The 12,813-nt window shown below is 71.7% G+C and carries 9 protein-coding genes; 5 read left to right on the top strand and 4 right to left on the bottom strand.

Annotated elements, in window-relative coordinates:
* Positions 1-8: 8 nt before the first annotated feature.
* A complete protein-coding gene (locus EDC82_RS04175; protein ID WP_006943420.1) occupies positions 9-1,622 on the bottom strand; it encodes a DEAD/DEAH box helicase in 1,614 nt (537 codons plus the stop codon).
* Positions 1,623-1,850: 228 nt separating this feature from the next.
* Here EDC82_RS04175 and EDC82_RS04180 point away from each other — a divergent pair, with 228 nt between their 5' ends.
* Positions 1,851-2,558: a ferritin-like fold-containing protein gene (locus EDC82_RS04180; protein WP_062257092.1), complete on the top strand. Its 708-nt coding sequence runs from the start codon at positions 1,851-1,853 to the stop codon at positions 2,556-2,558.
* 97 nt (positions 2,559-2,655) lie between these two features.
* On the opposite strand, the gene EDC82_RS04185 is transcribed toward EDC82_RS04180, so the two are convergent.
* The 3 genes from EDC82_RS04185 to EDC82_RS04195 all read right to left on the bottom strand — a co-directional run bounded on the left by EDC82_RS04185 (position 2,656) and on the right by EDC82_RS04195 (position 4,103).
* Positions 2,656-2,922 (bottom strand): GlsB/YeaQ/YmgE family stress response membrane protein, encoded by a 267-nt coding sequence (locus EDC82_RS04185; RefSeq protein ID WP_006943429.1) that lies wholly within the window; start codon positions 2,920-2,922, stop codon positions 2,656-2,658.
* Positions 2,923-3,106: 184 nt separating this feature from the next.
* Positions 3,107-3,328 carry a DUF3107 domain-containing protein gene (locus EDC82_RS04190; protein WP_006943432.1) on the bottom strand — a complete coding sequence of 74 codons (222 nt, stop codon included), beginning with the start codon at positions 3,326-3,328 and terminating at the stop codon, positions 3,107-3,109.
* 139 nt (positions 3,329-3,467) lie between these two features.
* Positions 3,468-4,103, bottom strand: coding sequence for a TetR/AcrR family transcriptional regulator (locus EDC82_RS04195; RefSeq protein ID WP_038567284.1), 636 nt, complete (start codon positions 4,101-4,103; stop codon positions 3,468-3,470).
* Between the two features lie 91 nt (positions 4,104-4,194).
* Here EDC82_RS04195 and EDC82_RS04200 point away from each other — a divergent pair, with 91 nt between their 5' ends.
* The 4 genes from EDC82_RS04200 (at position 4,195) to EDC82_RS04215 (ending at position 12,758) form a co-directional block, all read left to right on the top strand.
* Positions 4,195-5,502, top strand: a complete 1,308-nt coding sequence (locus EDC82_RS04200; RefSeq protein ID WP_160126185.1) for a HesA/MoeB/ThiF family protein — start codon at positions 4,195-4,197, stop codon at positions 5,500-5,502.
* 7 nt (positions 5,503-5,509) lie between these two features.
* On the top strand, positions 5,510-5,812 hold the full coding sequence (locus EDC82_RS04205) for an MGMT family protein (protein ID WP_074040398.1): 303 nt from the start codon (positions 5,510-5,512) through the stop codon (positions 5,810-5,812).
* Between the two features lie 65 nt (positions 5,813-5,877).
* Positions 5,878-9,231 carry an ATP-dependent DNA helicase gene (locus EDC82_RS04210; RefSeq protein ID WP_062257097.1) on the top strand — a complete coding sequence of 1,118 codons (3,354 nt, stop codon included), beginning with the start codon at positions 5,878-5,880 and terminating at the stop codon, positions 9,229-9,231.
* Positions 9,228-12,758 (top strand): ATP-dependent DNA helicase, encoded by a 3,531-nt coding sequence (locus EDC82_RS04215; RefSeq protein ID WP_082740612.1) that lies wholly within the window; start codon positions 9,228-9,230, stop codon positions 12,756-12,758. Before EDC82_RS04210 ends, EDC82_RS04215 begins: the two co-directional genes overlap by 4 nt.
* Positions 12,759-12,813 lie beyond the last annotated feature (55 nt).

Here is a 12,813-nt window from a genome sequence, read left to right on the forward strand (position 1 = left end):
AGGGTGCGTCAGTCGGCGGCAGACGTCTCACCCGCGCCACCGCGGGTGCGACGGCGACGTCGGCGCGGCTGCGACGAACCGCCGGAGCCCTCGGTGCTCGCGGCGTCACGGCGCGGGCGACGCTCGCTCGAGCCACCCGAGGCCTGACGTTCGCCGCCGCGACCACCGGAGCGCCCGCCTCGTCCCCCCGATCGGCCGCGCTCGTCGTCACGGCGCGGACGACGCTCGCCGCGCTGATGCGAGTCGCCTCGCCCCGTCTCTCCAAGATCTTCGACGCGCTCGGCGTCGAGGCCTTGGCGGGTGCGCGCCGACTTGGGCAGGCTGCCGGTCGCGTTCGCGGGGATCTCGAGATCCTCGAACAGGTGCTCGGAGCTGGAGTACGTCTCCTCGGGTTCGGGGATGCCGAGGTCGAGGGCCTTGTTGATGAGCGCCCAGCGGTGCAGGTCGTCCCAGTCGACGAGGGTGACGGCGATGCCCGTCTTGCCCGCGCGGCCGGTGCGGCCGATGCGGTGGACGTACGTCTTCTCGTCCTCCGGGCACTGGTAGTTGATGACGTGCGTGACGTCCTCGACGTCGATGCCGCGCGCGGCGACGTCGGTCGCGACGAGGACGTCGACCTTGCCCGAACGGAACGCACGCAGCGCCTGCTCTCGGGCGCCCTGGCCGAGGTCGCCGTGCAGCGGAGCGGCCGCGAAGCCGCGCGAGATGAGCTCGTCGGAGACCTTGGCGGCCGTGCGCTTGGTGCGGCTGAAGATGATCGTCAGGCCGCGGTCCTTCGCCTGCAGGATGCGGGCGAGCATCTCGACCTTGTCCATCGCGTGCGCGCGGTAGACGAACTGCTCGATGTTGGAGGCCGTCTCGGCCTCGCTCGCGTCGTCCTGCATGGCGCGGATGTGCGTCGGCTGCGTCATGTAACGACGCGCGAGGGTGACGACGGCGCCCGGCATCGTCGCGGAGAACAGCATCGTCTGACGCCCACCCGGCGTCATTGCGAGGATCTTCTCGACGTCGGGCAGAAAGCCCAGGTCGAGCATCTCGTCGGCCTCGTCGAGCACGAGGCAGCCGACGTACGCCAGGTCGAGGTGACCACGCGTCGCGAGGTCGATGATGCGACCCGGCGTGCCGACGATGACCTCGACACCTTTCTCGAGGCGCTCGACCTGCGGCTCGAACGCGCGACCGCCGTAGATCTGCGCGATGCGGATGCCGCGCTTCTTCGCGGCGGCCTCGAGGTCGGAGGCGACCTGGACGGCGAGCTCGCGCGTCGGGACGACGACCATCGCCTGCGGCTTGCCCTCGGGCGCGGGGACGGCGGCCTTCGACGTCTCACCCGGCGCGGTGACGCGGCTGAGCAGCGGCACTCCGAAGCCCAGGGTCTTGCCGGTGCCGGTGCGCGCCTGGCCGATGATGTCGTGCCCCGAGAGCGCGACGGGCAGCGTCATCGCCTGGATGGGGAAGGGATGGACGATCCCCTTCTCTTCGAGGGCGGCGACGATGTCGGGGTGGATGCCGAAGTCGGCGAATGTCTGCTCGGCGATGGGCTCAGGGGCCGCTTCGGCCTCGATGGAGGTGATGCCGGCGGAGTCGAGCTCGGCAGCCGTGGGCTGGTTGTCGTTGATCACGATCGTGCTTCCTGTGTCGCCCCGGGGCCTCGGAGGCCGCGCCGGGGATGATGAGAGCCGATCGGAGGTCTGCGCGCCGCGCGGCCTCGCGTGCGGAGGTGGGCGGCGGGAGTGGGCGTCTGTCGTATGACGCCCGCACGTGCCGGGAGGGGCCGATCGGTCACCCGTGGTCATCTCGAGTCTACCCACGCGCGCCACACCTGTTCGACGCCACGCTACGATCGCTGCATGAGCGAGCCTGTGACGCCTGATCCGAGCCCTTCACGCACGATCGAGGACGAGACGTACCGGGCGGGGGTGATCGACCTGCTGAGCGTCATCGCCTACGGCGAGCTCTCCGGCGCCTTCGCGACGGTGGCGGACGCCGCTCGCGCCCCGCGCCTCGACCACAAGCTGGCGCTCGCGCGCATGGCGCGCGGCGACTTCGACCACTACGAGCAGCTCGCCGGCCGTCTGCGCGCCCTCGGCGTCGAGCCCGAGGACTCGATGCAGCCGTTCACGGCCGCCATCGATGAATGGCACCGTCGTACGCCGCCCGCCGACTGGTACGAGGGCCTCATGAAGGCCTACGCCGGCGCCGCGATCGCGACGGATTTCTACTCGGAGATCGCGCGCTACGTCGACCCCGAGACGCGTTCGCTCGTCGAGCGTGCCGTCGACAGCGATGAGCAGGACGCGTTCATCATGAGCGTGCTCAGCGACGCCATCGCGGCCGACCCGCGAGTGGGTTCGCGTCTCGCACTGTGGGGGCGCCGCCTCGTCGGTGAGGCCCTCAGTCAGGCTCAGCGCGTCGCCGCGACCCACGACGGGCTGACGGCCCTGCTCGTCGACGACGGCTCCGGCGTCGGCGCGGACCTCGCCGAGCTGACGCGCATGTTCGAGCGACTGACGTCGAATCACACGCGCCGCATGGAGGCCTTGGGGCTCACGGCGTGAGCGCCTGACCTCTGACCTGATCGCGGAAACGAAGAAGCCCGGCCCCACGAGGGGCCGGGCTTCTTCACCTGCGCAGCGGAGCTGCGCGAGCGACGGATCAGACGCGGTTCTTGCGACCCACCAGCGTGAGGTAGATGGTGATGAGAACCATCGCGCAGATGATGCCCACAATGAAGGGGATGATCTCGAAGCCGCCGTTGGAGTTCTTGTAGCCGAACTGGGTGGTCAGCCAGGAGCCGAGGGCGGAGCCGACGATGCCGAGGATGATCGTCATGATGATCCCCATGTTCTGGTCGCCCTTGAGGAACAGGCGGGCGAGGGCGCCGATGATGAGGCCGCCGATGATCGAGCTGATGATGCCCATGGTGAGTCTCCTATGAGTTCGGCTGGGCTCCGGTATGTCCCAACGTTTGTCTCCACCTAAGCCAATCGGCGGTCGCATTTCAACCATCGAGACCGGCGAGGTGCTAGATGCGTTATTCCTTCGTTACGCGACGGCGGGCGTTCACCCCTTTGGGGTGAACGCCCGTGACCGCTTCGGGTGAACGTCAGCCGCCGAAGCCGACGCGGCCCTTCTGCTCCGCCGCGATGTCGACGTAGCCGATGGCGGAAGCCGGCACGGTGACGCTGTGGCCGCGCTCGTCACTCAGCGTGAGCGGGGTGCCGCTGTCGAGAGCCGCGCGCACGTGCTCGCGCACCGCGTCGGCGTTCTCGTGCGAGTCGATGACGACCTCGCGGGCGACGTTCTGGACGCCGATTCGAACCTCCATGGTTCTCCTCCTTCTCGTCGCGTGCGGAACGCGATCAGTGGTGGACGTGTGGGTGAGATCAGCGTGCCCCATCGGCGACGCCGGAATCATCCCAGGGGTGAGAGGCCGCGCGACTCACCCGTCGTATGGGTGCAACGCCTCAGCGCTCGATTTCATCCCCGCCGGTCTTCGGGAACCCGCCGAGGCCGCGCCAGCCCAGCAGACCGACGATGCGCGCGGCCTCCGCGCGGGGGATCGGCGAACCCGTCGTGATCCAGTAGCGCGCGACGACCTGCGACATGCCGACGAGGGCGACGGCGACGAGCGTCGCCTGCTCCGTCGGAAGCTCCGTGTCCTCCTGCACGACCTTGGCGACCTCGGCCGCGGTCTCCGTCAGCATGCGTTCGACCTTCTCGCTGACGGCGGGCTCGTTCGTCAGATCCGATTCGAAGACGAGGCGGAAACCCGCGTCCTCGCGCTCGACGAAGGCGAAGAACGCGCCGATCGCCGCGGCGACGCGCTGGCTGTTGTCGGACGTCGACTCGATGGCCTCGCGCACGAGGAGCGGCACCTCACGCGTGTGCTGCTCGAGCAGCGCCAGGTACAGGTCGAGCTTGCCGGGAAAGTGCTGGTAGAGCACCGGCTTGCTGACGTGGGCGCGCTCCGCGATCTCGTCCATCGCCGCACTGTGGTAGCCGGATTCGACGAAGACGGACTGCGCCGCCTCCATGAGTTGGGCTCGCCGCGCCGATCGGGGGAGGCGTCCGCGTTTGGTCGAATCGTCCACGTGGGTCATGGATGAGGCTCCTTGCTCGTCGGTCATAAGCTGGGTGCGACTTTATCGCCCATGGGCCATCTCGGTGGCCCGGTCACGGAATGAGGTGCCTGTGCGAGACGCCCGGCCCGACGATCCCGGCGCCCGACGATACGCGCGCCACCACTCGCTGGCCGGCTTCGGGGTGACCGGGCAGCGACGGTTGGCAGCGGCGCGGGTGCTCGTCGTGGGCGCCGGCGGGCTCGGCTCACCCGTCATCTCCTCGCTCGCCGGCTGCGGCGTCGGGCACCTCGTCGTCATGGATCCGGACGTCGTGGAGATCTCCAACCTGCCGCGTCAGCTCATCCACACCGAAGCCGCGATCGGCACGGCGAAGGTGACGTCGGTGCAGCGCGCCGTCGCGGCGCAGAACAGTGGTGTCGAGGTGAGTGCGCTGCCCGAGCGCCTCAGCGTGACGCGGGCGCTCGAACTCGTCGCCGAGGTCGACGTCGTCGTCGACTGCACCGACAGCATCGAGGCTCGCTACGTGCTCAACGACGCCTGCGTGCTGCTCGGCGTACCGCTCGTGTGGGCGTCGATCGCGCAGTATGCAGGGCAGTTCGGCGTCGTCGAGCCCGCAGTCGGGCCGTGCTATCGGTGCGTCTTCCCCGATCCGCAGGCCGTCGCCGGGCTCGCGACGTGCGAGGAGGCGGGGGTGCTCGGCGTGCTGCCGGGCGTGCTCGGCGCGATGCAGGCCGTCGAGGTGATCAAGCTGTGCTCCGGCATCGGCGCTCCGGCGCGCGATGCGATCCGGTTGTACGACGCCCTCGGCGCGACGATGGCGACGCTGCCCGTCGCGCGCGACCCCGAGTGTGGCGTCTGTGGGCTCGAAGCGGGGTACTTCGAGGGGGTTGCCGGCCTCGAGGGGGTGGATGCGCCTCCAGGGTTCGCTGATTTCGGTGGATCTGGTGGTTTTGGTGGTCTCGGTGCGGCGGGTGGCCCTGGGGCCGACGGGCGCGCGGCGGCGTCAGGCGCGGTGGCCGAGATCGGGCCGCAGGAGTGGCCGGACGCGGGGTTCGTCCTCGTCGACGTGCGCAACCCCGATGAGGTCGAGGCGGCGCCGTTGCCGCCATGGATGACGGTGGGCGCCGACGAGACGTTCGTCGAACCGTGGGCCGGCGGCTGGAACGAGGCGACGCGAGCGTCCGTGCACGCGCGGGTGGGGGAGCGCGACGTCGTGCTCGTCTGTGCGCGCGGTGCGCGTTCGCGTGCGGCCGCGGGGGTGCTGGGTGCGAGTGCGATGGAGCATGCTGCTGCGTCGGGCCGGGAGGCGGACTCTGGTCAGGATGCGACGCCGGGCGATGATGCGGCGGCTGACGGATCGTCGAGGCGCTCGGGTCGCATCCTGAGTGTGCGTGGGGGCCTGGCGGCGGCGTCATGAGGCCGGCATGACGGGCGGGGCACGCGACGAACTGAGCGAATCGGTCGCCGAGGTCGTCACCGACGTGCCGCCGGGGCGCGTGACGACGTACGGTGCCATCGCCGCGGTCGTCGGCACGGGCGCACGCCAGGTGGGGCGCATCCTCGCGGACGGTCGGCCGGGGTGGCCGTGGTGGCGGGTGACGAACGCGCGGGGGCTGTTGCCGGAGGCGCTGAGGGCGCAGGCGTTCGAGCAGTACGAGGCGGAGGGGACGCCGACGCGAGGTGAGGGAGTCGACCTGCGTCGGGCTGGTTGGGTGCCTCCGTTCTGACGGGTGGGTGACGAAAAATTCCGCGGAATCCCGGCGTTGTCGGCGCGCTGTGCTGGGATGACATCATGACGAATCACGAGGGTTTGACGGCGCAGACGCCGGCCGGCGCGCCCGTCCAGGGCGAGGCCGCCCTGCCGATCGCTGCGCTGCCGCCGAGCGTGGTCGAGGGCGTCGTGGCGAGCGTCGATCCGACGCGTCTCACCCCGGCGCTGCGTGGCGCGACGCAGACCGAAGCGGCGGCGCCGCTCGATCTCGATCCTGCGCAACAGGCCGTGCTCGAGGCCGACGATCGGGTGCTCCACGTCGTCGGCGCGCCCGGCACGGGCAAGACGACGCTCGCCGTCGAACTCGTCGCGCAGGCCGTGGAGGGTGGTGCGCGTCCCGATGAGTGCGTCCTGCTCTCACCGACGCGCGTGGCAGCCGGGGCGTTGCGCGCCCGCGTCACGACCCGCGTGGGCGGCACCTCGAGCGAGCCGATCGCGCGCACCCCGCAGGCGCTCGCGTTCGGCATCCTGCGCATGCGCGCCGCGATGGACGACCTGCCGGCGCCGCGCCTGCTCGCCGGTCCGGAGCAGGACGTCGTGCTCAAGGAACTGCTCGAAGGCCACCGCCTCGGCCTCGGCGCGGCGCCTGCCTGGCCCGAGGATCTGGCGGAGGCGCTGACGACGCGCGGGTTCCGCAACGAACTGCGCGACCTCATCATGCGCGCGGTGGAGTGGGACGTCAGCAGCGACCACCTGCGCCGGCTCGGCGCCGAGCACGGGCGCGACGAGTGGATCGCGGCCGCGGACGTCCTCGACGAGTACGACGACGTCACCGCCCTGTCACGTCCGGGAGCGTTCGACCCGGCCTGGATCCTCGGTGCGGCGGCGCAGGCGTTGCGCGAGAACGAGACGCTGCGCGAGCGGGTGCGCGCCCAGCTGAGACTCGTCGTCATCGACGACGCGCAGGAACTCACGCGCGCGTCCGTCGGTTTCCTCACCGAACTCGTCGGCCCGGGTCAGCGGCTCGTCCTGCTCGGCAACCCCGACGTCACGGTGCAGGCCTTCCGCGGCGCCGACCCGCGCTACCTCGAGCAGGTCGCGGCACAGCACGGCGCGAGTCGACGGTTCGTGCTCGGCTACGGCCACCGTCAGCCCCGAAGGCTCGCGGAGGTGGTCGAACGCGTCACCGCGCGCATCGGCAGCGTCGACGGCATCGCGCACCGCAGCGTCGTCACGCGCCCCGGTGGGGGCGTCGACGTCGCGCTGCTGCGCAGCGGCGCGCAGGAAGCCGCCCACATCGCGGGGGTGCTGCGTCGAGCACACCTCAAGGACGGGGTGGCGTGGAAGGACATGGCCGTCATCGTGCGAGCCGCTGCCGGAACGTCGGCGCTGCGGCGCGCCCTCAACGCGGCCAAGGTGCCCGTGGCCGTCCCTCCGGCGTCCTTGGCCCTGCGCGACGAACCCGCCGTGCGGCCGTTCCTGCACGCCCTCGAGATCGTGACGAGCCGGACGCGTGGCTCGGAACAGGCCCCGGTCGACGGCGACGCCGATGCCTCGCGGGCGGGCGTCAGTGCCGACCTCGCCCTCGACCTGCTCACCTCGCCGCTCGGCGGAGCCGACCCGGTCGTGCTGCGACGACTGCGACGTTCGCTGCGCCGTGAGGAACTGGCCGCCGGCGGCAACCGCGTCTCCGACGAGCTGCTCGGCGCCTGCCTGCTCGAACCGGCGCTGCTCGTCTCCCTCGGCCCCGAAGCGGCGCCTGCGCGCCGGGTGTCACGTGTTCTCGCGGCAGGGGCGGCCGCGCTGAAGGCCGCTCCGCCCCACGACGACGCCGAGCACGTGCTGTGGCAGATGTGGCAGGCCAGCGGCCTCGCCGAGGCGTGGGAGGCGAACGCGTTGGCCGGGGGAATCTCCGGAACCCGCGCCGACCGTGACCTCGATGCGCTGCTCGCGCTCTTCGCAGCGGCTGCACAGTTCGTCGAGCGGCTGCCCGGCGCGGGCGTGGCTGACTTCCTCGACCACGTCCGCAGCCAGGACGTGCCGGGCGACCGCCTCGTCGCCGCAGCCCCCGACGAAGACGCCGTCGCGCTCGTCACCGCAGCCGGCTCGGCGGGCGGCGAGTGGCACACGGTCGTCGTCGCGGGCGTCCAGGAGGGCGTCTGGCCCGACCTGCGATTGCGCGGTTCGGTGCTCGGCTCGGAGGATCTCGTCGACATCCTCAGCGGTCGCGGGCGCTCGCTGCCCGCGCGGCAGGCCGCCGTCCGGCACGACGAGACGCGGCAGTTCGCGATGGCGATGAGCCGGGCGCGCGAGCACGTCGTCGTGACGGCCGTGCGTGACGAGGACGAGCAACCGAGCGTCTACCTCGACATCGTCGACCCGCTCGCGCCGGGCGCTGCGGCCGACGCGATGCGAGAGTTCACCCCCGTCGCCCGGCCGATGACCCTCGCCGGGCTCGTCGCCGAGGCCCGACGCATGCTCGCCGACCAGGACGAGGCCGTCCGTGACGAGGGCGCCCGCCGTCTGGCGCGCCTCGCCGAGCACGACGTGCCGGGCGCCGACCCCGAGCAGTGGTGGGCCCTCGTCAGCCGCAGCGACGACAGGCCGGTCCGCCCGCCGCAGGAGTGGGTGCGGGTCAGCCCGTCGAAGATCGAGGGATTCCACCGCTGCGGTCTCAACTGGCTCCTCACGACCAACGGTGGTTTCGGCCCGTCGGTCGGGGCGAGCACGATCGGCACGCTCGTGCACGAACTCGCCGAGGAGTTCGCCGACGAACCCGCTCTCATGGACGAGGCGCTCGAGAAGCGGTGGCCGCGTCTCGGCCTCGGCGACTCGTGGGTGTCGCGCGGCGAGAAGGCGCGCGCTCAGAGCATGGTGAAGAAGCTGCAGGGCTACCTCGGCGACGCGGCGGCCACGGGATGGGCCGGCGAGGCCGCCGAACGACGGTTCTCCGCGATCGTCGGGCGAGCCAAGATCTCCGGCTCGATCGACCGTCTCGAGCACCACCCCGAGCGCGGGCTGCGCGTCATCGACTACAAGACGGGCAGCTCGAAACCGAAGGACGAGGAAGTCGCAGCGCACCCGCAGCTCGCCGCCTACCAGGCCGCGCTCGAGGCAGACGCGTTCGGCCCGGGGCGTCCCAGCGCCGGGGCTGCTCTCGTGCAGCTCGGCCAGGCCGCCGGCACCGGCGCGAACAGCACCGCTCGCGTCCAGGCCCAGCCGCCCCTCGTCGCCGACGAGGACGCCGCGAGTGACGGCGAGCCCGGGGCGGTCGACGAACCGATCGTCGGCACCCGCGGGTGGGCGTTCGACCTCATGCAACGCACGGCTGACGGCATGGGCGCCGCCACCTTCGTCGCCGCCGCCAACCCGAACTGCACGATGTGCCCCGTCAAGAGCTCCTGCCCCATCCAGCCGGAAGGCCGAACGCTGTGACCGACGACCTCACCCCAGCAACCAGCGACCCGTCGGGGCCACAGGGCTCCGAGGCGAAGGATCGCCCCGCTCGTCTGAGCGCGGACGCCATCGCCGACGCGCTGGAGCGCTATCACCACACACCCGAGCAGGTCGCCGTCATCGAGGCGCCGCTGGAGCCGCTGCTCGTCGTGGCGGGAGCCGGCTCGGGCAAGACGGACACGATGGCCTCGCGCGTCGTGTGGCTCGTGGCGAACGGCTTGGTGCGCCCGCAGGAGATCCTCGGCCTCACCTTCACCCGCAAGGCCGCCGGTGAGCTCGCCGAACGCGTCAACCAGCGCCTGCGCATGCTCGAGGCGAGTGGCCTGTGGAGCCCGCCCGATGATCCGGACGGCACGCCGAGCCTCGGCGAGAGCCCCACGATCTCGACGTACAACGCGTACGCGGGGCGCATCGTCGGTGAGCACGGTCTGCGCCTCGGCATCGAGCCGGATGCGCGGATGCTGTCGGAGGCCGCCGCGTGGCAGTTCGCGCACGAGGTCGCGAGTGGGTGGGACGGCGACATGTCGCAGGTCACCGTCAAGCTGCCGAGCGTGACGGCGGCCGTCCTCGCGACCGCGGGTGAACTGAGCGAGCATCGGCGCAGCGTCGACGAGCTGCGCGCCTACTACGACTCCCTCCTCGGCTCGCTCGACGCGATCCCGTTCGCGCCGCGAAAGCGTTCCCTCGGGGACGCGGGCAAGGCGCTCACGGCGAAGGCGAAGGGCCACCAGCAGATCCTGCCGCTCATCGAGCGGTATCAATCGCTGAAGAAGGACAGGTCGGCGCTCGACTTCTCCGACCAGATCGCGTTCGCCGCCGAACTCGCCGACCACTTCCCGGCCATCGGTTCGATCGAACGGGCGCGCTATCGCATGGTGCTGCTCGACGAGTTCCAGGACACGAGCTCAGCGCAGATCGCCTTCCTCGCAGCCGTCTTCGCCGCCGGGGAGACGCAGCAGCGTCCGGGCGTCGTGGCGGTGGGGGATCCCCACCAGTCGATCTTCGGCTGGCGCGGCGCGAGCGCGACGACCCTGTCGGCATTCCGTCGCTCCTTCGCCCTACCGGGATCCGACCTCACGCCCGTCGCCTCGCTCGCGACGTCGTGGCGCAACGACGCCGCCGTCCTCGACGCGGCCAACGTCACCGCCGCGCCGCTGAACAGGGCCTCGCGCGTGCCCGTGGCGACGTTGCGCCCCCGCCCCGACGCAGGCCCCGGCGCCCTGGCCGCCGCCCGCTACCTGACGGAGGCGGACGAGGCACGCGCCGTCGCGCAGTGGGTGGCCGAACGACGCCGTCCGCTGCGTCCGGGCGAGGCACCCCGAACCGCTGCGGTGCTGTGCCGCAAGCGATCTCAGTTCGTGCCGATGCTGGATGCCCTCCACGACGCGGGCGTCCCCGCGGAGGCCGTCGGGCTCGGTGGCCTGCTGCAGACCCCCGAGATCGTCGATCTCGTCTCGATGCTGTGGGTGGTCGACGACCCGAGCCGCGGCGACCATCTCATGCGCCTGCTCACCTCCCCGGCGATGCGTCTCGGTGCGGCCGACATCGCAGCGCTCGGGTCGTGGGCCAAGGAGTTGCACCAGCGACACGAGGACGACGCCGCGGCAGCCACCGAGGAGCGCGCCGAGGGCGGCAGCGCCGAACCGGCGAGCAGCGAATCCGACGCGGGCGAGGGCGCGCCGTCTGAGCCTGAACCCGGGCCTGATGGGGAGGCGGCCAGGCGCGGTGCGCGGGCCGAGCGCGACCTCGCGCAGGACACGCGGGACGAGGTGAGCCTCGTCGAGGCGATCGGCGAACTGCCCGACGCGTCATGGCGTGGGCGCGACGGCGAGTACCTCTCCGACGTCGCCCGTGAGCGGCTGCGGGGGTTCCACACGTCGGTGCAACGCCTCCGGTTGCTCTCCGGGCTGCCGCTCGCCGACTTCGTCGGGGAGGCCGAACGCGTGCTCGGTCTCGACATCGAGGTGCTTGCCCGCCCGGGGTACGACCCGTCGAGCGCCCGGGCCCACCTCGACGCCTTCGCCGACATCGCGGGGACGTTCTCGGTCCAGGCCCAACGTCCGACGCTCGGGGGGTTCCTCGAGTGGCTCGACGCGGCCCGGCAGGAGGAACGCGGCCTGGAGATGCCCGCCATCGAGGTCAACCCGCATGCGGTTCAGGTGCTCACCGTGCACGCCGCGAAGGGGCTCGAGTGGGACGTCGTCGTCGTGCCCGGCCTCGTCGAAGGGGTCTTTCCGAGCCTCGGCGGTTCGACGCGGGCCGAGGGCGAGCAGTGGCAGTACAAGCCGCACAAGGCGCGCGGCTGGCTCAGTGGTCTTCAGTCGATCCCCTACGATCTGCGCGGTGACAGGGAGGGGCTGCCCGCCCTCGCCGTCACGGGTGCGGAGGATTCCGACGAGCTGGCCGACCGGTTCACCGAGTTCTGCGAGCAGGGCCTTAAGCACGCGGTGACGGAAGAACGCCGCCTTGCGTACGTGGCCTTCACCCGCGCGCGCAGCACCATGTTGCTCACCGCTCCGATCTGGTACGCGAGCGGCACGACCCCGCGCGAGACGTCTCGTTTCCTCACCGAACTGCTCGAGGAACCCGATCTCGGCGCGAGCATCGAGCGTCTGCACTGGGAGCAGATGCCTCCGACGCAGGTCGACGGCGAGCGCCCGAGCAACCCGCTCGACGCCGACGTCCTGACGGCGACGTGGCCGCTCGACGCGATGGCCGACCAACGCGCCCACCTCGTCCCTGCCGCGGACCAGGTGCGCGCGCTGCGCACCCGGCTGCAGAACGGGGAGGCCCTCGAGCCGGCCGGGCAACTGGCGCTCGGGTTGGAGGGGACGATCGAGGACAGGGAGCAGGAGATGGAGCTGCTCCTGGCCGAACGACAGCGCGAACGCACCCGGCTGCGCAGCGACGTCGTGCTGCCCTCGCACCTGTCCGCCTCCCAGCTCGTCGCACTCGCGAGCGACAAGGACCTGTTCGCGCGGCGCCTACGGCGCCCGATGCCGAGTGAACCGGCGGTGGCGGCGCGGCGCGGTACGGCGTTCCACGCCTGGGTGGAGCGGCACTACGGTGCTGCGGCCCTAGTCGACCTCGACGAACTGCCTGGCTTCGGTGACGAGGACGTGGCCGCCGACGAGATGCTGCCCGTGCTGCAGACCAACTTCCTGGCCAGCGAGTGGGCGGATCGGGTACCGGTCGACGTCGAGGTCGCCCTCGAGACCGTCGTCGCCGGGTACGCGGTGCGCGGCCGCATCGACGCCGTCTTCGCGCGTGACGGCGGCGGGTTCACGGTCGTCGACTGGAAGACCGGAGCCAAGCCGGCGGGGCCGACCCTGCGTCATCGCTCGCTGCAGCTCGCCGCCTACGCCCTCGGTTACGCGCGCCTGCGCGGCCTGGATCCCGAGGACGTCGACGCCGCGTTCTTCTACGCCGCCACGGGGGAGACGTATCGCCCCGGCGTTGCGTCGCAGCGCGACCTCGAGGAGCTTCTCGGGTCGGTCGGGGGCTGACGGCGGTGCTTGTCGCGCTCGGGTCGCGGAGGCGGGGCGTCCCGCGGGTGCGGCC

Source organism: Dermacoccus sp. SAI-028 (genome assembly GCF_004346775.1).
GTDB lineage: Bacteria > Actinomycetota > Actinomycetes > Actinomycetales > Dermatophilaceae > Dermacoccus > Dermacoccus nishinomiyaensis.

Coding starts and splice junctions, on each gene's coding strand:
- EDC82_RS04190 (WP_006943432.1), bottom strand. CDS start 3,328: ATGGAGGTTCGAATCGGCGTCCAGAACGTCGCCCGCGAGGTCGTCATC.
- EDC82_RS04205 (WP_074040398.1), top strand. CDS start 5,510: ATGACGGGCGGGGCACGCGACGAACTGAGCGAATCGGTCGCCGAGGTC.
- EDC82_RS04185 (WP_006943429.1), bottom strand. CDS start 2,922: ATGGGCATCATCAGCTCGATCATCGGCGGCCTCATCATCGGCGCCCTC.
- EDC82_RS04195 (WP_038567284.1), bottom strand. CDS start 4,103: ATGACCCACGTGGACGATTCGACCAAACGCGGACGCCTCCCCCGATCG.
- EDC82_RS04210 (WP_062257097.1), top strand. CDS start 5,878: ATGACGAATCACGAGGGTTTGACGGCGCAGACGCCGGCCGGCGCGCCC.
- EDC82_RS04180 (WP_062257092.1), top strand. CDS start 1,851: ATGAGCGAGCCTGTGACGCCTGATCCGAGCCCTTCACGCACGATCGAG.